Annotated in this window: 20 protein-coding genes; 10 read left to right on the forward strand and 10 right to left on the reverse strand. The window is 55.5% G+C overall.

Annotated features, from left to right (window positions below; translation table 11 throughout):
• Positions 1-1,109: 1,109 nt before the first annotated feature.
• Together AC0L3S_RS33390 and AC0L3S_RS33395 are read right to left on the reverse strand one after the other, a co-directional pair.
• Positions 1,110-2,291: a PqqD family protein gene (locus AC0L3S_RS33390; protein WP_473283947.1), complete on the reverse strand. Its 1,182-nt coding sequence runs from the start codon at positions 2,289-2,291 to the stop codon at positions 1,110-1,112.
• An 88-nt stretch (positions 2,292-2,379) separates the two neighbouring features.
• The gene (locus AC0L3S_RS33395; protein ID WP_473283949.1) at positions 2,380-2,598 is read right to left on the reverse strand and encodes a hypothetical protein; all 219 of its coding nucleotides are present in this window, start codon (positions 2,596-2,598) and stop codon (positions 2,380-2,382) included.
• 210 nt (positions 2,599-2,808) lie between these two features.
• On the opposite strand from AC0L3S_RS33395, the gene AC0L3S_RS33400 reads away from it, so the two are divergent.
• Positions 2,809-3,066, forward strand: coding sequence for a PqqD family protein (locus tag AC0L3S_RS33400; protein ID WP_473283951.1), 258 nt, complete (start codon positions 2,809-2,811; stop codon positions 3,064-3,066).
• 38 nt (positions 3,067-3,104) lie between these two features.
• Positions 3,105-4,094, forward strand: coding sequence for a nucleotidyltransferase family protein (locus tag AC0L3S_RS33405; RefSeq protein ID WP_473283953.1), 990 nt, complete (start codon positions 3,105-3,107; stop codon positions 4,092-4,094).
• 115 nt (positions 4,095-4,209) lie between these two features.
• Here AC0L3S_RS33405 and AC0L3S_RS33410 read toward each other — a convergent pair whose 3' ends face one another.
• On the reverse strand, positions 4,210-5,259 hold the full coding sequence (locus AC0L3S_RS33410) for a glycosyltransferase family 2 protein (protein ID WP_473283955.1): 1,050 nt from the start codon (positions 5,257-5,259) through the stop codon (positions 4,210-4,212).
• Between the two features lie 310 nt (positions 5,260-5,569).
• Here AC0L3S_RS33410 and galE point away from each other — a divergent pair, with 310 nt between their 5' ends.
• The 3 genes from galE to AC0L3S_RS33425 all read left to right on the forward strand — a co-directional run bounded on the left by galE (position 5,570) and on the right by AC0L3S_RS33425 (position 9,108).
• Positions 5,570-6,553 (forward strand): UDP-glucose 4-epimerase GalE, encoded by a 984-nt coding sequence (gene galE / locus AC0L3S_RS33415; protein ID WP_473283957.1) that lies wholly within the window; start codon positions 5,570-5,572, stop codon positions 6,551-6,553.
• 88 nt (positions 6,554-6,641) lie between these two features.
• Complete coding sequence (locus AC0L3S_RS33420) at positions 6,642-7,715, forward strand: glycosyltransferase family 2 protein (RefSeq protein WP_473283959.1); 1,074 nt, start codon at positions 6,642-6,644, stop codon at positions 7,713-7,715.
• 64 nt (positions 7,716-7,779) lie between these two features.
• Positions 7,780-9,108, forward strand: coding sequence for a glycosyltransferase family 4 protein (locus AC0L3S_RS33425; RefSeq protein ID WP_473283961.1), 1,329 nt, complete (start codon positions 7,780-7,782; stop codon positions 9,106-9,108).
• A gap of 12 nt (positions 9,109-9,120) precedes the next feature.
• Here AC0L3S_RS33425 and AC0L3S_RS33430 read toward each other — a convergent pair whose 3' ends face one another.
• The 7 genes from AC0L3S_RS33430 to AC0L3S_RS33460 all read right to left on the reverse strand — a co-directional run bounded on the left by AC0L3S_RS33430 (position 9,121) and on the right by AC0L3S_RS33460 (position 17,261).
• Positions 9,121-9,894 carry a class I SAM-dependent methyltransferase gene (locus tag AC0L3S_RS33430; protein ID WP_473283962.1) on the reverse strand — a complete coding sequence of 258 codons (774 nt, stop codon included), beginning with the start codon at positions 9,892-9,894 and terminating at the stop codon, positions 9,121-9,123.
• A gap of 7 nt (positions 9,895-9,901) precedes the next feature.
• Complete coding sequence (locus AC0L3S_RS33435) at positions 9,902-11,215, reverse strand: glycosyltransferase family 2 protein (RefSeq protein WP_473283964.1); 1,314 nt, start codon at positions 11,213-11,215, stop codon at positions 9,902-9,904.
• Positions 11,212-12,438: a glycosyltransferase family 2 protein gene (locus AC0L3S_RS33440; protein WP_473283966.1), complete on the reverse strand. Its 1,227-nt coding sequence runs from the start codon at positions 12,436-12,438 to the stop codon at positions 11,212-11,214. Before AC0L3S_RS33440 ends, AC0L3S_RS33435 begins: the two co-directional genes overlap by 4 nt.
• Positions 12,431-14,224 (reverse strand): ABC transporter ATP-binding protein, encoded by a 1,794-nt coding sequence (locus AC0L3S_RS33445; protein WP_473283968.1) that lies wholly within the window; start codon positions 14,222-14,224, stop codon positions 12,431-12,433. Before AC0L3S_RS33445 ends, AC0L3S_RS33440 begins: the two co-directional genes overlap by 8 nt.
• Before the next feature lie 280 nt (positions 14,225-14,504).
• Positions 14,505-15,176: a hypothetical protein gene (locus AC0L3S_RS33450; RefSeq protein WP_473283970.1), complete on the reverse strand. Its 672-nt coding sequence runs from the start codon at positions 15,174-15,176 to the stop codon at positions 14,505-14,507.
• A gap of 35 nt (positions 15,177-15,211) precedes the next feature.
• Entirely contained in the window at positions 15,212-15,931 is a 720-nt protein-coding gene (locus tag AC0L3S_RS33455) for a metallophosphoesterase family protein (protein ID WP_473283972.1), read from the reverse strand.
• Between the two features lie 31 nt (positions 15,932-15,962).
• Positions 15,963-17,261 (reverse strand): hypothetical protein, encoded by a 1,299-nt coding sequence (locus tag AC0L3S_RS33460; RefSeq protein ID WP_473283974.1) that lies wholly within the window; start codon positions 17,259-17,261, stop codon positions 15,963-15,965.
• A 386-nt stretch (positions 17,262-17,647) separates the two neighbouring features.
• On the opposite strand from AC0L3S_RS33460, the gene AC0L3S_RS33465 reads away from it, so the two are divergent.
• From AC0L3S_RS33465 to AC0L3S_RS33485, 5 genes are all read left to right on the forward strand, one after another.
• A complete protein-coding gene (locus AC0L3S_RS33465; protein WP_473283977.1) occupies positions 17,648-19,195 on the forward strand; it encodes an undecaprenyl-phosphate glucose phosphotransferase in 1,548 nt (515 codons plus the stop codon).
• Between the two features lie 87 nt (positions 19,196-19,282).
• Positions 19,283-21,133, forward strand: coding sequence for a WecB/TagA/CpsF family glycosyltransferase (locus AC0L3S_RS33470; RefSeq protein WP_473283979.1), 1,851 nt, complete (start codon positions 19,283-19,285; stop codon positions 21,131-21,133).
• An 88-nt stretch (positions 21,134-21,221) separates the two neighbouring features.
• The gene (locus AC0L3S_RS33475; protein WP_473283981.1) at positions 21,222-22,454 is read left to right on the forward strand and encodes a hypothetical protein; all 1,233 of its coding nucleotides are present in this window, start codon (positions 21,222-21,224) and stop codon (positions 22,452-22,454) included.
• Positions 22,455-22,525: 71 nt separating this feature from the next.
• Positions 22,526-22,879 (forward strand): hypothetical protein, encoded by a 354-nt coding sequence (locus AC0L3S_RS33480; protein WP_473283983.1) that lies wholly within the window; start codon positions 22,526-22,528, stop codon positions 22,877-22,879.
• Positions 22,880-23,254: 375 nt separating this feature from the next.
• Positions 23,255-25,531, forward strand: a complete 2,277-nt coding sequence (locus AC0L3S_RS33485; protein ID WP_473283985.1) for a polysaccharide biosynthesis tyrosine autokinase — start codon at positions 23,255-23,257, stop codon at positions 25,529-25,531.
• Positions 25,532-25,840: the final 309 nt, after the last annotated feature.

The following is a 25,840-nucleotide window of genomic DNA, read 5'->3' on the forward strand; positions in this document are numbered from 1 at the left end:
CTGATCGAGCTCATCAAGTTCTATAAAGAGAACCCTGGACTACTCAGGCGGTAGCCCTGCGGCCTACGCCGAATGGATACGCTTCTAGTATTGTAGCTCGCCGCTCATGAACACCCTTTCATCGAAGCAGACTGTTTCATCGAGGCTGGCGGTTAGAGAGGTTCGGTCGGTGATATGCCCTCAACCAAGATTTGAGCTAACCTTGCAACGCTGCAGCCAGCGAAGCCGCCAGCTATCTTTGCGGCTGCATCAGTCAGTTGAACATGCCTATCTGGCGTTAGGTGTTGCAGAGCCTCAAGCCCCACAGCAGCAATCACAATAAACGTGGCGAGTCTGACGAATTGATGCGGATAGGCCAAAAGAAATAATATTCCCATTAGAGCATAAGCGGCAAAGCGCTCAAAGCCGACTGCGCCTGTAGCAGGTCGAAGCCCTATCGGGGACAACGTCACGAAGCAGATCAAGCCAAAAGTGGCCCACGCGGCGAGGACAGCAACCTTGCGAAGCATTGGCTACCCATAACGAGAACTGGCGTAAACCGCAATCCGGCCATTGGATGCTGATCAACCTTCCCGGCAACGGCTCATACACAAGCGTGAGTTAAAATGACGTAAGAGCTTTGGGGGTGCAGGTATATTCTGATCAGTCATGCAACGGCGATTGCCAGAAAACATCATTTTTAGAACCCAGTGATGCCGCTATTTCTGCTGCCTTGGTGTTGGGTTGCCCTACCACTGCATGCTTCGCGTTCGCCGGCCTGGATCAGCGCAAGGGTTTCCTCTCGCCATTGCCGCCCTGTTAGGGCTGGCTAACAAAGCTGAGTATCTCGCGTTACCGGTCCGCAATAAGGGCCTTTTCTTCAACTAGTGCTCGTTAGTCTCGCCACATCATTGGTCATCGGTGGTTCTTCCGTTGCGCGGCGTGACGCAGCCTGATCCTACTGAAGAAGTGCTGGTGACACCCGCAATGCTTCCACGCGACGGCGCCGTTTGACGCGCGGCCCGGAGGTTGCTGACCGACCTGCGGTGGCACCAAGGATGTGAACCCTCGCGTGGATAGCGCCGGAAGGGACCGCTTCTTGGACGCTGTTTGGGAGCCTGCAACCCGGATCAAATCTTGTCGGATTGACCCTGGCGCTCGAAGGAGCGACGACGAAGTAAGTCTAAAATTAGGACTTCGGCCTCCTCCATCTCGCCATAGGTTAGCGTGAAGGCCGGAAGCTGCTCTAAAAGGTGCAAGAATTTGGCGAGCGTTGTCTCGTCGATGGGATTGCCCAACCAAAGTCGATCGCCGATCAGCATTTCGAGCGCGGACAGCTTTGATATAGGTTCAAGCGTTGCAGGACGACCGCAAGTGTAGCAAGGGAAGATAAGTAGGTGCGGCGTGATCGGATGCGAAGGCCCAGATCGCAACGCTGGACTTTGGACGTACCGGACCTCTCGTCCCCCCACTACATGGATCTTAGCTGTCGCAAGCGCCGGGTAAAGTTGCTGAAGGTGCTCCCACGCGCCACGCTTGATACTGTGCGGAACGCGCCATGGAATGATCTCTCCGCGTGGAGCGCTAAGCGCGATTAGGTCGTCGGTTAAATAGTCGTAGCCTCGAGCAGCGAGATAGGCGGTTAATGTGCTTTTACCGCTTCCGCTCGCGCCCGAAAAAAGAACTCCCGCTCCGTTGATAGCAACCGCAGCTCCGTGAAGCAGAGCCAGCCATTCCTGACTACCCCGCTGCAACTCCAGTATGGTTTGGAAAATCGCACCGATCATTTCGGGTGCATTGTCGGTTCGGAGCCTTTCTTCCCCGTCAACCTGCAGCACGATGTCACTATCTGGGCAACGCCGTATGGCAGTGAGATGATGCTCGATGGGGCCCTGTGCTATCGTGAAGCCGCCGAGAACACCGGATACATGATCGGCAACGTCTTGATCGTTTGTCGCGACCGAATAAACTCGACCGTCGACCCGGTAGAGATTAGCTTGCCGAACGGTTGACCGACCGACAGCGGAGGGGGCAGGTCCCTTATGCGCAATCGGGGCGTCGGCCGCGATCAACCCGGCCTTGCGCCAGTCCGCAATCATTGCGGAGACGTGTTCGCGCGCTTCATGTTGTTCAAGTCCAAAGCGTGTGCCGAGCGAGAATACAACTTCATCCAGCGAGCATGCAGCTTCCAAGAGAAGCCAGATCGCACCTGCTGCTGCATTGAAAGCGTAAATCGTGCCGGCTTGGACGTCGCCAACTACCAGGCCACCGCCAAAAGCCAGCGAAAATACGTCTGGCTTCAGCCTTATCATACTCGATTGAGCCACGACGAAGTTGCCCCCAGGGTTCCACGATTGACCAAAAAGGCAAATCGTAAATCAACCGTGCTGTGGGCTAGTCTTAGCGGCCAATGTCCGAATGATTGCTATTGCCCGGGACGCCGTCGTTGCCACCATTGCCCCACCCGTTATTGGCGTGTCCGGATGCGGCCATTGCCTTCTTGGGAGGAAGGACCCCGAGGATCACGGGCGTCGAATAGGCTGACAAAAGTCCCAATTTCTTCAAGGCCTTACGCCGTGTTTCGCCCTTCGCGTCGTTCCGAATTTCTTCGTTACTCATTACGCTATCCTTTGAATCAACGAACAGATCTTTTCAGAAATAATTTCAATAGATGAGACTGTAAGAATAATGACGTATGCATGCAAGAGCGTCGGACATCCCGCGGCCGGCTTTCCCCACAAGGTTAAGAGCCCTAACGACCTAAGATTGTTCAGCACTCGATTTGAAGTTTTTCTCATTTGTGGCGGCCGCACCGAAGTCGGGTAATCGATGCTTAAAGTCTCCGAACATGTCGTGGCCAGCGAATTTGGGAAGGGCGTTTCGATATTGCATCTCAAGAATAACCGCCATTTCCGACTTGAGGGTGCTGCATGGCTCGTTTGGCGCTGCATGGCTGAGCCTTGCTCTATTACAGACATTGTGAATTTGCTGCAGAGCGTTTACGGCATCGACCGCAACCAGGCTGCTTTTGGCGTTGATGCGCTGCTAGGCGATCTCCTCAAAAATGAGCTGGTACGAGCCGAGTGATGCGATCCACTTGTGAGTGCGAGGCTGCGCGGCCAGTATTGAGACAGTTCATTCAAGCGAGATCGCCTGTCAATCTTGGCCACACTGTTCCTATCGATGATCTCTGGATGCTACTCGGTGCGAACAGACTATGCAGCATTCTCGGTCCGGATGATCGACTAACCGAGCGTCAGGAAGCGCTTAAAAAGGCCGTGTGGTCCAACAATGCGCCCGCTCTCGCAACGATTTATCGCGTAGCGCCGCTCTTTGCCCAAGCGTCCTTAGCTTCACTCTTTATCAAAGGGCCACTTCTACTGCATCGTTTGTACGGGGACTACTTTTTTCGAGCGGCGACCGATGTCGATCTCGTCGTGCCTTTGCAATCTGCCTCAGCGGCGGCCTCTCTGCTAAAAAGCAACGGGTTCGAATTGGATCCAAATTCGGCAAGCCTGTACTGGCGATTTTTTCTGGGGGAGCAGCATTACCTCCCCGAAAGAGAAGAGTATACAATCGTCGATTTGCATTCGCGTCTTCGCCACCCCTACATGGCCGGTCCAAATTTGGCGAGCCGGATCCTGAGCGAGGTCGCGTTTCAGAACGTCGGTGACGCGGATGTGCCTGTTCCGACGATCGTCAACCAAATGATGCTCTCGATCGTATACCTGCTTAAGGGAATACTGCGGTGCGAACCGGTCGGGTGCTTCCTTGTCGATCTGGCGGTGCAACTCAGTAACTTAAAAGAACCAGAGCTCGAAGAGCTCATAATGCTTCTCGAGCGAGCAGGAATGGTAACTGCGACGGCTCGTGTATTGACAGCGTTGCGAGCAATTTCGCCCATACCCGAAAAGTTGGAGCGCAAGCTAGGAGGATCGCAGGAGGCAAATATAGAACTCTTCCGGCAGCTCCTGGCTCCAGAGCAACTCAGCACGTGGCGTCGGATCCAACTCGTGGCGACGTCGTCTGACACAGCCGGAAGTGTGCTTCGCGCTCTGCATTGGCAAATCTGTCGCAAACTGGCGCAACAAGCCGCGCATGCGAAATTCCTCTAGCCGCCTAGCTACGCTGTCGAGGAGCCCGAGTTCGGGTCATGTCGCGAAGCGGTCGCTGGCTGATCCAGACATATAAGGAGAGCGAGGACAATCGGCGAGAAACAGCTAGAAGCGACTAATATGTCAGCGGCGAACCGATGTTGACGCCGACGGCAGTCGAGGCGTCTTCATAAGGCTGGCCAATCTCGAACTTGTTCTCGGATCCGTACGCGCCCCCCCATGTCTTTCTGCAACGAACGAAACGCTCGGCGACAAGCTCGACGAAACTGAAAACCGCGCCCTTGGGCGAAAGCTTGAACATGGCGTTCACGAGCCGCATCGCGTTACGCGCACGTCCTTCACGTACGCACCGTCCGGCCATGAAGCGCAGAAAGCGCATGCGGCCATCTTCTATTTGGTCCGTGCACCCAGGACAGTTTCGCGCGAATTCCGCCACGCATAGATCTCTAGATTGGATCATTCGATCGACGTTATTTGACATGTTTCCGGGGCTGTCACGATAGCCGACGAGAAATTGCGGTACGCATGCGAAATCGTAGTTTTGAGCGACCCGCAGATAAAGCATGAAATCTTCGGCACCCTCGCAGCCTCTGCCGCGGAGACTGCTATCGTATCCACCAGCCCATTCGACCGCAGACCGAAGCATCAATGGACAGCTGCCATTGCCGACTAGGTTGCGCGCGAGCATATCGGCAAGGACAGAGCCTTGCGCGACGCATCGATCCTCATGCCACAGTATGCGATCCTCTGTGTCAATCACGCAGAACCAGGAATAGACCAGACCGAGCGTAGGCTTGCCGTTCCGGAATGTTCGAACCTGCTGCTCGATTTTGTCGGAGGCCCAAAGATCGTCTGCGTCGATTGGTGCGATGTACTTGCCCGAGGTTGCAGCGATGCCGGCGTTGCGTGCATTGGCAACTCCGGCATTGACTTGACGGATTACTCGCACCCGCGAATCCAAGCGTGCATGCCGGTCGGCAATAGCTGCCGTATCGTCGATCGATCCATCGTCGACCACGACAACTTCCAGATTGCGATATGTCTGCGAACGAACGCTTCTCAGGGTCTCGTCCAACGTCTGTGCGGCGTTGTGGGCCGGTATAATGACCGACACTAAAGGTGATGAGACTGATGATATGCGCCGAACGCCCTCTGCATTCGACATTTCAAACCAGCTGAAATTAATAGTAAACCGTCGGTAGTACTTTTATCCAAGCTGGATTTCGTATTACGTTCACCTGATGGCGAGAAGCAAAAAACAGTTCGAGAGTTAATTTAAGAGTGTCCGAAGGAGTCTCATGCCAATATTTGCATGTTACAGCAAGTTCATGGGGCAGCCGCAGCTTCGAACAAAATCGCCGTCTTTGCAAGGAAACCGATCAAGGTGACGGGTCTCCCTATTCATTCCATCCGGATCGCATCTCAAAGCAACTCGGAGCTGCGTTCGCTGCGGGCAAATTACCGGGAATCGCAAGATGACTAAGACAGTTCTCGTTACAGGTGGGGCAGGTTACGTCGGCTCGCACTGCTGCAAGGCTTTCGCCAAGGCCGGCTGGAATGTGGTTGTGCTGGATAATCTATCGCGTGGCTGGCGGGAGGCCGTGCGTTGGGGGCCGCTCGTCGAGTGTGACTTAAGAGATGCTGCAGAAGTGCGCGCGGCACTGGCCTCTCATAAGCCGGACCTGGTGGCTCACTTTGCCGCTGTCGCCTATGTCGGAGAATCCGTAGAGAACCCCGCGTTGTACTACCAAAACAATACAGTCGGGACGCTTGCGCTTCTAGACGCGATGCGTGCGAGCAATTGTCACTCCCTGCTGTTCTCGAGTACGTGTGCGACATACGGGATTCCGGATTACACGCCGCTTGATGAGCGGCACCCGCAGCGCCCAATAAATCCCTATGGATGGTCGAAAATGATCATCGAGAGAATGTTGGAGGACTTCGGGCGGGCCTATGGCCTAGGTTCTGTATCGCTCCGCTACTTCAACGCTGCCGGTTGCGATCCGGACGGCGAGATTGGTGAACGCCACGAACCCGAGACTCACGCCATCCCGTTGGCGATCGATGCCGCCTATCGGGCAGATCGACCATTTACAATTTTCGGAACGGACTTTCCTACCCCGGATGGGAGCGCGATCAGGGACTACATCCACGTCAATGATCTAGCCCGCGCTCACGCTTTGGCGGGAGAAATGCTGTTGCAAAGAGGGGGAACCCATTTCTTCAATCTCGGGACCGGCGTTGGCACCAGCGTGCTCGAACTCATCGAGGCCGTCAGACGTGCGACCGGGTGCAAAGTGAGCCTGAAAAATGGCGCGCGACGTGAAGGCGATCCGCCCCGGCTCGTTGCATCTTTCGCGAAGGCGGAGCAGGAGCTTGGTTGGCGGCCGGAGCAGTCGGGTCTCGAGTTTATCCTCCAAACTGCGGTTCAATATCGAAAAAAGTCGTTTAACCGTTAACCGCAGTTACTTGCTGCGCGGGTATGCGGAATCGAGCGACCTTCTACATGTTCGGACATGAGGCGATCATTTGGCTGCGGAGCTTGAGGTGGCGGGGTTCGTTTCGGTTATCGTCCCCGCTTACAATGCCGAGAGGTTTATTTCTCGCACGCTTTCCTCGGCGCTCGGGCAGACGTTCGGCAATATCGAAGTTGTTGTGGTCGATGACGGTTCGACTGATGGTACGGCTCGGATCGTAAGACAGTTTGTTGCCAATGATCAGCGCGTACGCATCTTTACGACAATCAACCGGGGGGTCGCGGCGGCACGAAATTTAGGAATTGAGCAAGCTCGAGGAGAGTTCGTTGCGTTTTTGGATGCCGACGACCTCTGGCATCCAACCAAGATCCAGCGCCAGCTGGACGCATTGAAAGCTCATACGCAGGATCCGACGTGGGCGGCCGTGTATGCCTTTCACCATACCATCGATGAAGACGATAGGGTTACGCCTGGAGGGTCAGCAGGTCCTGGCTGTCGGGGCTTCCTGTTAGCCAGGCATCTCGTACTGAGGCTTGTAGGAAATGGTAGCGCCCTGTTGGTCCGGCGGGATGCCGCGCTGGATGTCGGAGGATTTGACCCGTCCTATGCGCGGATGGGCATCGGTGGTTGTGAGGATTTCGACTTCGAGCTCAGATTGGCGGCGCGATACCGAATTGAAGTGGTGAGATCATGCTTGGTCGGCTATAGGGTGTACCGTGGAAACATGTCGAGCAATGGTCTTCGCATGGCTAGAAGCATGGTCGAGACGGTGGCTCGCCACGTGGAGAGCAATCCCGGATTGCCGTCGAAGATCAAGAGGTGGGCAGTTGGCGGCGCTTACAGGTACGCTTTTCAAGTCCTGCGGCGCGAAGGAGCTGTGGTCGCGGCTTTGACCGCGTTCGGGCAGCTCGCAAAAAATGATCCAGTGATGTCATGTTTTGCTGTGGTCGAAACAGTGCAAGCAATTTGGAGACGGTTGGGTGGCAGGCGAGTCGTCATCTCGGGATCGCCGTTTTTCTCTGTGAGCGCCGAGCCCATCAATCAACTGCCAGAATATCGATTGCTTAAGACCCGGATACGACCGTTGGAAGAAGCCGATCGTCACTTGGAAGATGGTTCGTGCAAGGTGGTCGCGAGCCATTAGCGCGCGCCAGGACCGCTGACGCAAACGACTGAACGCAAGGCTTGGATAGATTGCCGATTGCTCAATGACCTCTGCCGGACGCGATATCAGGTCTTCGAAGGGGACGGTCGCCATCTTCCCCTGGGGGAATTGCATTGAGGACTTTCTCGATGCAATAGGCGTTTCGTTGAATGTTTTTTGCCAAGAAATGACCGGAGGCTGGCTCTTTGGATATATGTCCGCGCTGCGATTAGCCGGATTAAACCCTGTCCTTTATTGCTACTCGCGCTCGATCACGGCGGTGGAAAGGCGCTGGCATCAACCGACGGCATGTACCATCAATTTACTGCCACTGCCTTCGCTGTACCGCGTCATGACCCGCCATATGACAGATCCCTATGCCGCGTGCGCAAGGGATGCCTTCGCGGAAAGCGGTGGAGCGCTTGTGCGCCCTCTAGCGAAGCTTGCTTACGAAGTAGCGCCGTATTGCGCCATCGCGCGGTCCACCCTTTCTAAGGTGCTTCGCGAAGACGATTGTCAGTACATTGTAGTGCAGGAGTACGAAGACCCCCGGTTCGATAGGATTGTCAACGTTGGAAGGCGGCTTAAAATCCCGGTCTTTGCCTCCTTTCAGGGAGGTGACCGTCACTTCCGGTGGCTGGAACATTACTCCCGACCAAGGGCGATTGCGCGTTCCGCGGGACTGATTATCGGCAGCGCATCGGAAAGAGACCGCGTCATTCATCGGTATCGTCCACGGTGCCAAATTCTTGATATCCCCAACCCGATCGATCTGAATCTCTGGTATCCGGAGGATAAACAGGGTGCCCGAGAGCTTCTCGGTTGGTCGCATCGCGAGCGGATCGCCATTTATCACGGACGAATTGATATCCATCGAAAGGGCCTGGACGTCCTCATCGCGGCTTGGACGCGCGTCTGCAGTTTGATGCGCGATGCTCCGATTCGGTTGGTTGTGATCGGGGATGGGCTCGACAAGGAAGCATTTGGTGGTCTGATACGGACCATCGGCTCAGATAAGGTCAGTTGGACGCCTTCCTATATTTTGGACCGAAATCTGATGAGACGGACGCTCAGCGCGGCCGACGTCGGCGTTACCGCATCTCGGCATGAGGGCTTTCCGGTTGCGCCAATAGAGGCGATGGCGTGCGGCCTTCCAATGGTGGCGAGCGATGCTCCGGGGATTCCCGAAATCCTGTCAGATGGCCGCGCTGGAGGGGGTATCTTGTTCGCACGGGGCGACGTCGAGGCACTGGCTGCTGCCCTCGTTGAGTTACTCTCGCAACCCCAGAAATCAGCGAACTACGGCCAATTGGCCCGGCAGACCGTGGAGCAACGCTTTGGCCTTGGGATTGTCGGGGAGCGCTTAGCCGATGCGCTAGCCTCTAGAGCTTAATGGCGCACTGTCTTATTCCAATCTCCACGCCGCCACATGCTCAGAACCATGCTGAAGAGCTCGATTGAGCACATAGCCCGTATATGTGATCGGGCTTGTTGCGATCCATAGAACTCGCTTCAGCTGTCGCTCGAGACGCGAGAATGCGATGTCGTGGCCGATCGCTGTCGACGGGAAGCTAGCCAGTGAATCGGGGCGCTTGGCGAAAAGGCGAGTCAACTCCACTTCACTATAGCCTCTGCGAACGTGTCCCCAACAGGCGAAAAGTTCGTCTTCCGAGGGGCAAATAACCTTCAGCGCGGCGTGATGAGGATATCGCCAAGTATCTTTTGGCGTGCTGAGCAAAACCCAACCGCCGGGACGAAGGACGCGCTTGATCTCTTGAACAACGCGGTCATCGTCTGGAACATGTTCCAAGAGATCGAACACGGCGACAGCGTCGAAGGCTTGGTTCGGAAATGGCAGCCTTGTCGCGTCACCACAGACGAAGCTTACTTTAGGCCACGAATTGCAGGGAGCGCTTGCATATGTCGGGTCGATGTCGATGTTGACCACTTCGGCTTCGGGATAGAGGAGGGGTACGATGCCGCTTCGTCCGCCGCCTATGTCAAGAATTCGTTTTAGTGATTGCTTTGGGGCGATATGATGTACGGCCCGCATCTTCTCGCGGTAAAAAAAACCGAGTGTCATCGGATCCGGAAATGGATTGCGCGACAGAAAATCTGCCAATTGTGCTTTTGTCGAGCAGTCAGGATCGCGACGGATCGAGCGCGGAGACGTTGTCATACGTGACTCACTGAATCGGCGGGATTTGTTTAATGCTTCGACGAAACCACCAAAGCGATCCGAACCCCGCAACAAATCCCGCCAATTGCGGCAGCAACCATCGCCAACGTTCCGACTGTCCGGATTGCAACGCGGCCAGCGATTGCGACAAATAATAGCGAGGAAGCGTTACAAAGAGACGGCGCAGATTGCCAAGATGACGATGTCGAGCATACTGAACGAGGAGGGCCGACACATGCCCCTTTGAATAGGCGTACATTTGATGTCTTAGTTCTGGTTCGGTTGCGCGGTGCTCGTGATAGACGACGATGGAAGGATCATATCGACAGTCGCATCCGGCCGCGAGCAAGCGGTACCAGAATTCGCTGTCCTCGCTACAACCTGAGGCTCCCGCTCCCAATCGTTCATCGAAGCCTCCCACCTTTTCCAACGCCGATCGATGAATAGCCATGTTTGCACCGGCTCCGATTTGCCAAACGGGAGCACCGAATGGCAGCATCGGTCGAAATATCGGGTCGAGAAAGTGTCGTCGTTGTAGGCAGCGGCCAAATCCGCCTAGTTCAAGTTCGAAGGCAACCTGGCTGGTTGTGCGCAATTCCAGAGGCAAAACCAATCCCGTCACGCAAAGCACGTCAGGCGAGTCAAAGCTGTGCGGGATTCTTTTGGCCCAGCAGGGATGGACGACCGTGTCATCGTCGGTGAAGGCAATGATTGAGCCACTGGCGTATCTCACGCCAGTATTTCGGGCGATGCTGAGTCCGGAACGGGGCTCCTCGACGTAATGTACTTTTTCGCGCCCCTCGGCAATTGCCGCCGCATCCGGGACGTGGGGCGCATTGTCGACCACGATGATCTCGTGAATATCCGCTATCATGGGAACCAGGCTGTCGAGACATCGCCTCAACGATGCTGGACGATTCTTGGTGCAGATGACGACCGACAGTGTCGGCGACGCTTCCCCCGATGTAGGACGCTGAATAGCCGCCTCGAAGCGCTTCAAGAGTTGGTTTTCTTTGAGAAGGTCACCCAGCCTGCCAAGGCGTGCGGGTTGAGGGAGGGAGGGATGAAGCGGAAGTGTGCCCGGAAACAATTGAGGAAAAACACCGCTACCTATCCCTTCAACGACCAGAGAGGGGATCATCGCCGCGAGAGCTTCCGACAAAATCGGCAGCTGGGCCGCCAGAAAGGTCGCAATACCTACAGGAACATCGTGATACCAGAAAACGACATATACGCCACCTTCTCCAGGACCCGCAGAGAGAGGCGGAATTGGCTGTTTTAAGTCAATATGTTCAAGCCGCCAGGGTGCACGCGGTATCATCGGCTTTCGCTCCGGATTCGAGCTATTCGGCGCATTGAACGGTCATACTCGCCAAATAGCCCAACCACCCCTCCCCACAGCTCCAACGCTATCATCGTTGGTGGCAGCACGTGTTTACCAGTCAGACTTCGCCAGAGCTGGCGGACCTGATCCATAAACCACCAGCGAACCAATTTCCGCAGCAGGCTTCGATATGGAGGATCTGTCCGATAGGATTTGACGACAAATGCCATGTGAGCCAAACCCCAAGTCCAATACTGGCGCCGAAGTTGAGATATCTCGCGCCGGTGATCATGGAAAACTGCGAACTGAGGCTCATATATAAACGGCGTACCGGTCCGTGCCATACGATAGAATATGTCGAGGTCTCCTCCACCAGGCAGTGGCGCACCGGTATCCAGCGCCTCGTCGAACCCGCCGATCTTAAGGAGGGTTAGGCGATCGAAGGCCATATTTGCGCCGGCTCCGAACATACCGGCGCCGCATGGCGCCAGCGGATTTGTAGGATCCGCGCCACAGAACCTCTTCTTCTTGAAGCCGCGCCGAAATCCGCCACGTCGCTCAAACAGAACTTGTGCTTCGGTTTCGAGGGAAAAGGGAAGGACAAGCCCCGTGAAGGACTTGGCGTCTGGATTTTCATTCCATGCTTCGAACAGCCCTCCAAGCCAACCGCGAGTGACCACGACATCATCGTCAATATAGCAAATGATCTTTCCATGCGCTTCGTGGAGAGCACGATTCCGTCCGAAGTTAAGTCCGACCTTGGGCTCGATCACGTACCGCACGTCTGGGTAGCGGGCAACTACAGCTGCCGTTTTGTCGTCAGGAGGAGCATTATCAACGACCAGCACTTCAAAATCTTCCGCGAGCTCAGCGGGGCTCGGCTCAAGCGAATGCAATGCAGCGAGGCAGCGATTGACCCAATCGGGTCGATTTCGCGTGCAGATCGCAACGGTCACGCTTGGCATTCGCCGGGACGGCAACGGTTCACGTTCGAAACGGATCTGATCCGAAACGAGCGATTCCGTCGCGCTCACCACGATCAACTCGGACAATTCGCGAGGGCCTATACTCTTGCGGTCTCGAGCCGCTTCGATAATAAAATCGATAAGTCGTCCGCGGCGGCGGATCATGAGGGCGAAGCCGCTATATCCGCTCAGCGATAGTGACGGAAGGTCCTGCTCAAGCTCAATCGTCGTGAGTAAATAGCGAAGCTCACTCATTGTCGCCTCTCGAGGCGCGACCAAGCTCTTGCAATTGCACCATCGAAGAAAACAAGCCGCCTCGCTGCGTCAAACTTTTGTAGTCGCCGCGTTCGATCAAGCATCCGTCTTCAATCACTACGATCTGATCCGCCTCGCGGATGGCGAACAGTCGATGAGCAACCGTAATTACTGTCATCTTGTGCTTCAATGTGGCGAGAGCCAGCTGGATCAAATTTTCTGTGGCGCTATCGAGCGAATTCGTGGCTTCATCCAAAATCAAAATGCTTGGTTTCCGAATAAGGCATCGGGCCAGCGCAATCCGTTGCCGCTGCCCGCCGGAAAGGCGGGAGCCGCGATCGCCTACATCTGTATCATAAGCCTGGGGCAAAGCCTGGATGAAGTCGTGTGCATGCGCTAGCCGCGCGGCTGCAATAATATCGTCACGGTTTACCTCGAGGCAGCCGTAACCGATGTTCTCCGCGATCGTGCCACTAAAGAGATGAACTTCCTGGGAGACGAGGGCTACTCGCTTGCGCCAAGCTTCCAGGCTTAATTGCTGAAGTGATGTTCCGTCGACGGCGATTGTGCCGGCGGACGGCTCGATATAGCGGCAGAGCAAATTGATCAGCGTAGTCTTGCCGGCTCCCGAGGAGCCAACAATGGCGGTCGTGGTATTTTTGGCTATGAAAAGGTCGATGCCTTTCAAGGCGGGAAGGTCGGCGCTGCCATAACGAGCCCCGACCCCTGTGAAGCTTATTCCCGTTTGTAGGTGAGTGAAGGGGATTTGCCCTGACTTGAGCTCCGAACGTTTGCAGCCGTCTTGTACGGCCTTGATTTCGTTGACTGCGCTTCCGAGTTCAAGGAGGCCGGACCTCGCCGCGATCAAGGCTCGAATGCGCGGCTGTAGCCGATAGAGCACCAATAGAAAGGCGGCTAGCGTAGGAACGCCGGTGCCCGACCAAAACAGGGCCACCAACCAAAGTCCTACGCCGAACGCGGTCAGCGCTTCGAAGACAGGTGAGGTTAGGCTTGATAAGAGTTCAAGTTTTAAGAACTGGCGGCGCACGTCGTCGGACGCAGCCGCAAAGCGCTGTTCTTCGTACGACACGCATCCAAGCATTTGGATGGTCTTCACTCCCAGAAGCCCATCCCAGGCGCGGCTGGTGAAAGCTGCGTTGGCGGCTAATGCTGCTTCACCAAGGGCCTGAGTCTGTCGCGTGAAGCAATAGAGTATGCCGACGATCACCAGAACGAACGGTGTGACGAATAAAGTGGCTTTCCACGAGATGAACAGTAATACGAGGGTCAGAGTGACGGCGGCGGTTGCTTCGACCAAAAGGGAGAAAAGAAGCTTCAACGCCCGAGCGCATCGCCAAGTCTCAGAGAAGACGGCATTCGCAATCCGCCCCGAGGGTTGAGCGTTAAGGTACTCTGAGCTTGCGATCAAGATAAAGGAAAACAGGCTCTGTCTCATGCGATGCGCTGATGCGGCATCGATGGTGGCAAAATAGGCGGCGTTCCAATAGGTGATGCCTGCCTTCAGTAATACGCTCGCGAAAACAAGCGCAACCAAGGCTGGCACTTGCCAGTCATTGGGGATGCTGTCTACCAGTCTGGTGAGATAGCGGGGGATATCGGTCTTTGCAGTGGCCTCACCGCCGACAACAGTGAGCAGTGGTAGAAATAGATAGAGACCTATTCCTTCAAAAATTGCCGACAAAAACCCCAAGAGCACTATGTTAGGGAGTGTGCTTCGTGTGAGATTGGGCAACAAGCCCTTTGCAATCGAAAGCTCGTAGCGCATTTCAGAATCTGCTCCTACTTGCAATCGAAAGCATTGCACAGCGTGTGCCGGCATCTTTGCTGATGCGATCGGCCAATATTAGAAAAGATGCCGTGCGCTAAGCGCAGGGCGATCGGGTTAATTAAAATCGTTACATCTAGCTGTCTAAATATTCGTTAGATGTCTGAGCCTTCGTCTCACGGCCGAGCGTCGTCTACCGATCCAATGATTGATAGATGCGTTATCGACAAAGCTGAATGGTTTAATGTTCTTTGGGTTAAGATCAGTTGCCAGTAATGGATTATTGCAGGGAGCTGGCAAAGCCTGGGTCGAGCGATTTGACCGTATCGTACAAATAGTTTTTCATCTCAGCCGTGGCGGCTTTGTACGCGCGGGAGATCGCAGGCTTCAAGTCCGGTTTGCGGGTTAGGATCAGGCGGATGTCGCCGCGGGCAAGGCTTTGCAGATCGGGGTCAGTGCTCCCTGCGCTTGAAAATGTCAGGAGCCGGGCGGGGATAAGATTGGGATCTCCCGGCGCGGTCAAGTACGACATTTTGAGGGCTTCGATCGCCGGTTTTCGATTTTCGTCATTTCGCGCCAAGGCGGCCAACAACAGCCAAACGTCGGACGAATGCGGAGCGGCGGAGAGGGAGCTTATTGATAGTTCTCGTGCGCGAGAGCGATTAAGTCTATTATCAGGCAAATTTGGTGTATTGAGGACGTCCGTTATTGGACCGGAATATGCAAATGCCAGATTGGCAAGAAGGTCTCCGCGCAATGGGGCGAGCGCAGATGCCCAATCTGACAACAAAGATACGTTCATTCCCGAAGCGGTGGCGGTTACATCCAATGAATGCGATCTTGCCTTCGTGGTGGACGTTTCAGCCAAGATGGTCGCGATAGAATAACCGCCCAGCAATAGAGCCGTACACAACGCGACGATCTGAAATCTGCTGGGATAAGTCTGGCTCAAGCTAGTCTCGGGCGCCCGGATCAATGGTGTAGCGATCAGATGGCGACTATTCTTTCGCCTTGGATTGTCAGCAACGTTAGAACGCCTGTTGCATAAGCGCCAGTGTCGATATTGATCCGGTTGGGCCTTATATCGGGTTTGGCTACTGGGGTATGGCCATGGACGATGTATTTGCCGAAACTCCCCTCATATTGAAGAAACTCCTCCCTGATCCACAGCAGGTCTTGCTCCCCCTGTTTGCGCAGAGCAACGCCCGGTTTGACGCCAGCGTGGACGAAGAAGAAGTCTCCGCACGTGAAGCTTAGCTTCAGACCCGCCAAAAACTGGCGATGCTCAAGGGGCAAGCGGCTATCGAAGGCTTGGACGAGTTCCTGTTGTTCCTCGGGATCGAGAGTAATCGAAGGTCTCAATCCATAGGACATCAGGGTTTGGAGGCCTCCAAATTGCTTCCAGGCATCGAGCCGCCTCGGGTCTTGCAGTACGTCCAACATAAACGCTTCGTGATTACCTTTTAAAAAGATGGTCTCATGCCGGCGGCTACGGTCGATCAGCAAGTCGATCGTTTCTCGAGACGCTGGTCCCCGGTCAACATAATCTCCCAGGAAAACGTGAAGTGCACGCGCTCGGTCGGAGCGCGCGAGATGGAGGTCAATCGCGGCAAAGACGTCGCGCAGTAAATCGGCGCGTCCATGGATATCGCCGATCGCGTAGATGCGCACTCCGTTGGGCAATCGCGGTTTAGGTAGTGAACGCATGTTAGTTCCCACTCGGGCGCCCAGGGCGTCGCTATTTGTGCTGACCAACCGTTTGGGCAAGTCCTAGTCCGATAATGATCGCCGCGAGCATCCCAACGGCCGGATCTGTGAAGCTGACGTCGCAATAGGCCTCCATCCAGGCAACGACGACGCAAGCCGCGGCAGTGCCGGCGTAGAATGAGTCGCGTCCACGCAATATGGCTCCGCGAAACAAAACGGTGAAAAGCAGGAGAAGGCAAGCCGAGGCTAGGAGAAATCCGAAGCTACCCCATCCCAGCACCAATGCGACAACGGAGTTAAGTGCGTAGGGACCCGGCAATCCGTCGATATCCCGGTAGATGGCCGCAAGGGCCTGATAACTGCCGACCCCTGAACCAAGCCAATGCGCATCCGACATCATGCGCATGGTCGCGTTGGCAGTTCCGGTATCTACATCCGTGAACCGTAGCGGCGCAGCAATGGAAGCGTTGCCCGAGAAGCGGAGCGTTACAATTCCAGCGCAGACTATGAAGACGGCGGAGCCGGCCACCAAAGCTGTCCAGCGGCGCAGCGCTAGATGACGGATCAACACAATTAGTCCCAGGACTGAGATCCCGAATGCCGTTGCAATCAGCGTGTTAGTGGTTGCGGAATAAACTAGGGCGGCTGCACAAATCGCAGCCCCCGCAATGCCTGTAAGCATCACTGCGATATACCTGTGCAATCCCTCGCGTTCGCCTCGCGTCTCGCGGCGCTCGGCTGTACGGGTGATAAAGCCGGCGTTCAAAATAAGGCCAAACGCGGCGCATGCGATCATTGGATGGAGATAATCGCTATCCGGCTTAATGGCAGAGAAGTCACGGAATAGAATCAGTTCCATCGCGACGAACGTCGTGATCGCGCAGAGGCTCAGCAAGATTGTCTCAGCCCTATCGCGATTTTGGGCCAACACGGCCGTGCAAAAGCAAAGACAAAGCAGAGTAAGGTAGAAAAACAGCGCCCGAAGCGTCATCCCCAAGTCGATACTGATATGATTTGTGAGGCGCTCAGAAAGTGCGGACGCAGCCGTGTGCCAAATCGGGTGTTGAACCGCTTCGAAGGGAAGGGGAACAAGTTGAAGTACCATCCAAAGGATCGGGAATATCGCCGCAGGCCAAAGGACCGCAAACGTCGCTCGGGCTCGTTTGACGTCATTCGACGGCGTGGCAGACAGTAGAACCAACAGGACGGCAGCCCACAACGTCAGAAGCTGCGGCCCGAGCCCGCCGTAGCTAAGAATCAAAACGGGTGTTCCGGCGATTAGAGCCAGAATTCCCCCGAATGGCAGGTTGAGTTTTTGGGTTGTCTTCACGTCAGCGAATCAAAATTCCAGGGAACCGAGCGATTGACTAAAATTCGCGGCAATTGCGATCATTATCACCAAACATTGTAAATGGTGGGCAGGGGTTGCGGGAGTTTCCGGCCGGGCCTCGTTAACCATTGAAGTCCCTGTTTTTGGATCGGTTATTGATATATTGCTTGTTGGCGAGTGAGCTGGGCATCATTTTGCTACGCACAATTTTTAAGGTTGCGTTGCACATACCATAAGACTAAGAATTGCTTATAAGAAATAGTTAAAAGTCGTTTCAACCCCTGAACGTTGCTCGACGATCGAAATCAACAAAGGGTTGGCTGAATGAAACTTCCGCTTGAGGAACGTCAGCGTAGCGCGTGTGACCTTGGTCGAAGGAGGCTATATTGACGCTTCTTGCAGGCCGAAATGGCTATGATCACGAGCAGGATTTAGAGCGGCCGTTGAACAAGGCGGGCGCCGCCGAGACTGCTAACCCACAAGCATCTGATCTTCGTGGTGCCAACGATGATCGACCCCAGGCGCGTCAGAACCTTCAGGTACCCTGTGCCGCGGTTGGTGCCGTGTTCGCAGCAGCCGACGCCGCTGGGATTATTGTCGCAAGCCTCGTGGGCGCGGGCGGTTACCAACTATTTTTGTCGGGTGTTCCGTTCAATCTGAACTTTCATGTCGCGGCAGGGCTGACAGCGGCGACGCTGTATGTGCTGATCGGACGTTCGTCCGGCATCTATCAAGTGGATGCGCTGTTTTCGTTGCGACGAAACACCAGAGAAATCGTTTGGCACTGGTTTTTGACCAGCCTCCTGCTCGCGTTCTTGGCGTTTTTGTTTCGGATCGGCATCGAGTTTTCGCGTGGTTCCATTCTCTGCTTCGCGGTGGTGGCACTGCCTTTGCTGTTTGCGTCCCGAGATCTGATGAAGCTGGCGCTCGCTTCGGCCGTTCGCCGCGGTCGTGTTCAGGGCCGTCGGGTCGTCGTCATTGGATTGCGTGATGAGCTTCCGGCGATTGGTCACTTGGATCTTTTACGCAGATTTGGATTTACCGAAGTCGGTCGGGTTGAACTTCCCAGTGGTGGAAACTGGTCCCTGGCGCCAAGCAAGAACGTGCTGGCAGGGTTGGATCAAGCGATCGAAATAGCACGCAATTGCGCGGCGGAACAGGTCGTGCTCGCGGTTTCATGGTCTGACGGACGGAGCATCGATCTGATCCGCGAAAGGCTGCGCAATTCTCCACTCCCTGTCCAGCTTTTGCCCGATCAGCGGATTCGCCAATTCATCTCCAATCCGGCCTTTTCGGTGCGGCGATCGTTCGCGATTGAGGTCCAGCGCGCTCCGCTCTCCGGGTTCGAACAAGCTGCCAAGCGAGCGTTCGACATTGTTGGCGCAAGTTTCGGGCTCATCATCCTCTCGCCCCTGATGATCCTGACCGCCTTCGGGATTCTGCTCGATTCTCCAGGGCCGATTCTGTTCCGGCAAAAACGCACCGGCTTCAACGCGAAGCAGTTCACGATCTTCAAGTTTCGCACCATGTCGGTGATGGAGGACGGGCATGAGGTTAGGCAGGCCCTGCTAAAAGATCCCCGTGTCAGTAAATTCGGCGCCGTGCTGCGGGCCTCAAGCATCGACGAACTGCCGCAGCTCATTAACGTTCTCCTCGGAAATATGTCGTTGGTGGGCCCGAGGCCGCACGCGGTCGCACACGACAGCTATTATGGTGGTCTATTGTCGGACTACGCGTTCCGCCATCATGTAAAGCCAGGGATTACGGGGTGGGCTCAAATTCACGGCTACCGCGGGGGAACAGCCCAGGTCGAGCTGATGAAAAAGCGGTTGGACTACGATCTTTGGTATATCAGCAACTGGAGCTTTGCGCTGGACCTCCTGATTGTGTTCCGAACAGTTGCGGAATTGGTCCGTCGTAGAAACGCCTACTAGTTTTCCTTTCTTGGAGTGTGACGCGCCCTCCAGAGGAAGTCTGGATGGCGCGTCTGAGACACGTTCAGGATGGGCGGCTGTCAGGCTATGCGTATTGTCCACATTGTTCGACAGTTTTACCCCGCTCTAGGCGGCTTTGAGAGCGTCGTCTATGAGCTTGCAACCTTGCAGGTTGCCGAAGGCCATTCCGTCAGGGTCATCACCCTTGATCGCCTGTTCAAGGCCCAGGAGCGGGGCAGGCTCGCGCCGCGCGAGGTGGTGCAGGGGATCGAGATCGTCAGAATCCCCTATTCTGGCTCCTCCCGTTACCCGATTGCGCCGTCGGTATTAAGGTACCTCGGCGATGCCGACATTGTTCACGTGCACGCCATCGACTTCTTTTTTGATTTTTTGGCCTGGACGCGCTGGTTTCACCGCAAAAAGCTTGTGGTTTCAACCCATGGCGGTTTCTTTCATACCGAATTCGCGGCTCGGTTGAAGCGGATCTATTTCGCGATCGTAACGCGAGGCTCAATCGCCTGGTATGATGGCGTTGTTGCGGTCAGTCAGGCCGACCAGCGACAATTTCAAGGGATCCGGCCCCGTGGCCTTGTCTGCATCGAGAACGGCGTCAACGTTCAAAAATTCGCCGATGCCTCGGCAACCCTGCCAACCAAGTCCATGATCTGGCTTGGCCGCTTTTCAACCAATAAACGGCTTGATCGGGCGATTGATTTCTTGTCAGCCCTACGCAAGCTAGACCCGCAATGGAGGCTGACGGTCGCAGGACAGCCCTGGGATATCAACGTCGACGAGCTTGAAGCGAAGGCGCGCGTTGCTGGCGTTGAGGAGGCCTTGACCATCGTCACAGCGCCCGAGGATACCGAAATTGGCCGCTTGATGGGCGACTGTTCCGTCATCGTAAGTTCGTCTGACTATGAGGGATTTGGACTGGTTGCGATTGAGGGGATGTCGGCAGGCCTCTTCCCAGTCTTGAGCGACATTGCGCCGTTCGAACGGCTGGTGACGGGCGCTGGCATCGGCCTCATCGTGAACTTCGATCAGGCCGAGGCAGCGGCTAGTGCTTTGCTGGCGCGTTGGCCAGACGTAGCTCAGGATTATGCGACGATCCGGGCGCAATCGATTGCGGCTGCCGCCCGCTTCAGCTGGGAGCACGTGGTCGGTCACTATCAGGGGCTCTATGAAGACGTATTGGGCCAACGTTATCGAACCATTCTCGACGTGCCGGTCTTTGTCGGAACCCGCGCTCAAGCCGTGGATGAAATCGATGCGGCTTATACCAAGGGCAAACCTACGACGATTGCCTTTGCCAACGCCCACGCGCTCAATGTCGCCGCCCAGCAGGAATCCGTTCGTGACGTTCTAAAGCAATGTCTTGTGATGAACGATGGCATCGGGGTGGACGCAGCAAGCCGGATTCTGTTCGGCGCACCGTTCCCGCAAAATCTGAACGGGACTGACTTCACGCCGTATTACTTCAAGAACACAAAGAACAACTATCGAATCTTTTTTCTTGGCAGCTCGTCCGGTGTCGCCGAGCGTGCCGCGAACCGCTTGATTGCAATGTGTGGGCGGCACGAGATCGCCGGCTGTCAGAATGGCTTTTCGCGAGCGGGCGATACGCCCGCAATCGTGGCGAAGATCGTAGCATCGCAGGCTGACATTGTGCTGGTTGCCATGGGCAATCCCAAGCAGGAGATGTGGCTTGCTGAAAATTTGAGTGCGACCGGATGCCGCCTCGGTTTTGGCGTCGGTGCCTTGTTCGATTTCCTGGCGGGAGAGGCGGCGCGTGCCCCCGAATGGGTGCGTTCGGCGCGTTTCGAATGGTGCTACCGCTTGTTTCGCGAGCCCGGCCGCCTTTGGCGCCGTTATGTACTCGGCAATCCAATCTTCCTAATTCGGGTGCTCGGCCAGTGGTGGTCCGGAGCGCGGGTGTGATGGTCATGAGAGCGACTGATCGAGAGAATGACCATGGGCTTCGCTATTGGCCGGGTTCGCACTTGCTTGTTGGCGTGGGCGATAACTGATGAACTATGTGATCACCGAGTGCGTTCTCATCATGGCGGTGAGCTTTAACGCTCTTCTATCGATCGTTAACGGGCACGGAATCACCCTTGAGCGTGGCCATGTCGTACTGGCTGAACTGGCCATCTATAGCGCCGCATTCATCACCATCGCATTCAACGCTGACCGCCGAATGCTGCCCTGGTTTGTTCTGGCGTGGTTCATTGTTCTAAACGGCTTGCTATTGTCGCTCGGGAACAGTTTTTTCAATCCGAAATTCACGCGCGATGTGCTGGTGATTCCCGTGTTCATCATGCTGGGGATGACCTACCAGCGGCCCAATCTACTCAGGCCCGTTCTGACCCTGCACAGCGTTGTCTTCTTCATTGCGGTCGTCGAGGCCGTACGTCCTTCCCTCTATTCAGACATTTTCCAGATTTTAAAATACTACGTGAATACGCGCGACTTCTCATCGGGGTCTTTTTGGAACAAGGATTCCGACCTTTTCGTCAGCGCCACGAGGCCTGGCGAGCGCTTCTTTGGCTTTGTGGATCTGCATCGGGTGTCATCGCTATTTCTGGAGCCGGTGTCGCTCGGCAATTATTGCGTCATTATCACGATCTATCTGGTTGCGGATTGGGACGAGCTCAGCTGGCGGGTGAGGACCTATCTTGCGATCTCGACATTTCTACTGATCGTTGCATGTGACGGGCGGCTGGCAGCAGCATCGATTATCGTTGTGGTGGCGGGCGCGCCGATCTTTCGCCGACTCTCGAGTCGGTGGACCTTTGCGTACCTGCCCTTGATCGTGCTCGTAGCTATGATCTTGGTCTGGTCGCTGGATCCCGATCCGACGCAAGACAATTTTGCGGGTCGCGTGGCAGGCAGCATCAGAACATTGTCGCAAATCGATGGGTGGGGCCTACTCGGTCTCGATTCCCAGTTGACAGATGCCGCCGCCGATAGCGGCATCAGCTACTTTCTGCTGTCGCAATCGCTGATCGGTGTGGCGGTTATCTGGTTGGTCCTGTGCCTGGTACCAAGCGGAACTCGAACCGCTACGCGGCTCTACGTTCACGGGATCATGACATTCGTGCCGCTCAATTTGATGGTGAGCTTTTCATTCTTCTCGATCAAAGTGGCCGCACTCATGTGGTTCTTCTATGGCTATTTCTTTTTGCGGGATAAGGCGGCGGAACTCTTGCCGCGGCTCGGCTTGGAGGCTGCTTCCGAAATGAGGGGAGTGACCGCCTAGCGCGGACCACAACATGTCCGCGACTGATGTAGAGCACGTCCAAGACTGACGGCACAAGAAAAGGCATCCGAATGGGCTTGACCAAAGCAACATGCGCAGTTGTGCTATTCTTCCTCTGTCCCGAGGCGATGGCGCAAGGGGTTACCGACAGCGACCGGCTAGCACCCAAGCATCGCAACTTTGCCGGCAAGCCTTGTTTGGAATCAAACGGTGTGTCTCGCGCCACGGCTTCCAATCCGCGGATATCTGTCCATTCCGTCGAGATCAAGAATAGCTGCGGGGAACGCATAAAGGTCAAGCTTTGCTACCATGGCTCGACAGATTGCACCGATGTCGATGTTCCCGGCAATTCACGCAAAGAAACAGTACTTGGTGTCCTCCCTGCGACACAGATGTTCCGCTACGACATTAACGAACAGTTCTAATGGCGGTTGCGTACAAGTTGTGGATGTGACAGCGGTAATGAGGTTCCGCCAAGCGTTATCCGTAGGGGTGTGTGCACCGCAACGTACGGACTCATTTCTGACGGATTTTTGAGAAACAAGAATGGCTTAGTTGGAGGGTAGTGCCTCCACAGTTCGTGGCGGGGGGTGCGCAAAATCGACGGGGATGGCGTGTTCTTTTGCATCGCAAAATCTTTTGGGAAGCGTATGATTACGTTACGCCGATGCAGGTTGATCGCGTTACGTGATATCCCGTCGTGAGCGATTTCGGCAGGGGCGGCGGGTTGGGGACGTCGCGCGTGTAAGTAAGGTTGTCAGGTCTGACAGCGAGGTTTTGGATAACACTGATGGGCCCCCATGCTGCAAGTTCGTAACCCTGAGCCTTTGGCTAAATTGGCAGAGCCACACTCGGCGGCGATGTCACCAAGTGACCTGCTGAGCGCCCTGATCAGCCTGGCGCGGCGGCGTCTGGGGATTATACTCCTGATCATTGGCCTGAGTGTCGCCGGCGGAGCGGTCTATCTCAGCGTGGCGACGCCGAAGTTTTTAGCGCGCGCCTCGATTCTAATCGACACCAGGAAGACCCAGCTGTTTCAACAGCAGGCGGTTGTCGGCGACAATACGGTCGACTCGGTTGCTGTCGATAGCCAAATCGAGGTGTTGAAGTCCGAGGCCATCGCAGCGATGGTTGTCAAAGAACTTCACTTGTCGAACGATCCTGAGTTCGTCGGACCGAAACCGAGCATACTTGGATCGATCTTCGGATATTTTACAAACCGAGCCGCCCCTTCAGAGAGGGATCTTCAGCAAATCGCGCAAGGCGTGTTTCAGGCCGGTCTATCGGCCAAGCGGGTCGGTGGTACCTTCGTGATTGACATCGGATTTCTGTCGCGCAATCCAGAGCGCGCCGCTCAGGTGGCAAATGCGACAGCCGACGCTTACATCCTAGATCAGCTTGAGGCTAAGTATGCGGCCACGCGGCGTGCCGGCACCTGGTTGCAAGAACGAATCCAGGAGCTTCGGCAGCAAGCGTCCACGGCCGAACAAGCCGTGCTGGAGTTCAAGAAGTCAAACAATATCGTTGATACTGGTGGGCGCCTCATCGGCGAACAGCAGCTGGCCGAGCTGAACAGCCAAATCGTGATGACGCGGTCGGCCACGGCCGAAGCGCGGGCCCGCCTCAATCGGATTAGCGAGATTACCAAAAGCGATGTCTCCAACATTGACAGTGTGTTGCGGGCTCCAGATCCGACTGTGGCAGACGCGTTGCGCAACGAAGTCATCAATAAGCTTCGAAGCGAGTACCTTGACCTCGCAAACAAAGAGGCAATTTTCACGACGAGGCTCGGGCGCGACCATCTTATCGTGGTCAATTTGCGTACTCAAATGTTTGAGATCCGCAGATCGATCATGGATGAATTGAGGCGGATCGAAGAGACCTACCGGAGCGATTACCAGATTGCGCTGGCTCGTGAGCAGAGTGTTCAGCAAAGTCTTGCCGAAGCGGTTGCGCAAAATCAGGGCACGAACCAGTCACAGATCGCGCTCAAGGATCTCGATAGCAAAGCCCAGACCTATCGGGCGATCCACGATAATTTCGTGCAGCGCTACATGGAGTCGCTTCAGCAGCAGTCGTTTCCGTATACGGAAGCGCGGGTGATCAGCAGCGCGAAACGGGGGGCCAAGAGCCAGCCAAATTCTCCCCTGGTTATGAGTTTGGCCACAGCCAGTGGATTGCTGCTGGCGTTCGGGGTCGCGCTCCTCATCGATTTTTCGGAAGGTGGTTTTCGGACAGGCGAGCAGGTTGAAACCGAACTCAGAACCAGCTGTCTGGCGATTGTCCCCTGGATTAAGGGTGATGGACAGTCGTCAGCGGTGGAGCAACCGACGTCGGCGAGCCGATCGCGGGAGATCCGTGAGAACGGTGTGTTATTTACTGTTGTCGGAAATCCTTTCTCCCGCTTTGCCGAAGCGTTCCGGACCATCAAGGTCGGCATCGACCTGATGTCGGTCGCCAGGCCCTGTAAGGTCATTGGCATCACCTCTTCAAATCCGAATGAGGGCAAGTCGACGGTGGCTGCAAATCTTGGGCGATTGGTTGCCCATGCGGGAGGTCATGCGATTTTGTTGGATTGCGATCTGCGCAACCCGTCCTTGACACGTTCGCTGGCCCCCAACGCCGAGGCGGGCTTGCTCGAAGTTCTTTCGGGGAAGGCTAGCCTTCGCGATGTGGTTTGGACGGATCCCGCGACGTCGATGACATTTGTCCCCATGGTGGCTAAGGCGCGCCTGTCGCATACAAACGAGATCTTGTCTTCTCAGAGCATGAAGAAGCTCGTGGATGATCTGCGAGATATGTACGATTATGTGGTGGTCGATCTGCCGCCGCTCAATCCCGTGGTTGATGTCCGCTCGACCCACCAGATCGTCGACACTTATTTGTTTGTGGTCGAATGGGGCCGAACGGCCGTGGAAGCGGTGAAACGATCCCTGTCGTCCGCGCCAGTCGTCTATGACCGGCTATTGGGTGTTGTGCTCAACAAAGCGAACCTCGAGGTGATGCGCAACTATTCTCGTAGCGCCGGATCGCAATACAGAGATCAGTACTTCGAGCGATACGGGTTTGAAGACTAGAAATGACCGCGGCGAATGGCCAGAGCCTCTGCCAGGTAAAACTAGACTTGTGCGGGTGTATTGAGCTTGCTGTTCAAAGCGGCAGGTCTTTGTTGCAGGGAGCGTGCTGGTTGCACTCGCCAAAGATTGCAACAAACAATCTGCTGAGCGGAGCCCGACTACTAAAGTTTCTGTGGATTTCTGTGAGACAACTTGATTCGCGGTCTCGATGTTGCGTGACTCTCGATACCGCGCGATCGCGCGTAGGCGGTGGCTGCCGAACGTTTGCAATCGACTTTGCGGTCTATTGCGGTCGCTGCGGATGTGCTA

Source organism: Bradyrhizobium sp. Ken01, from assembly GCF_055807355.1.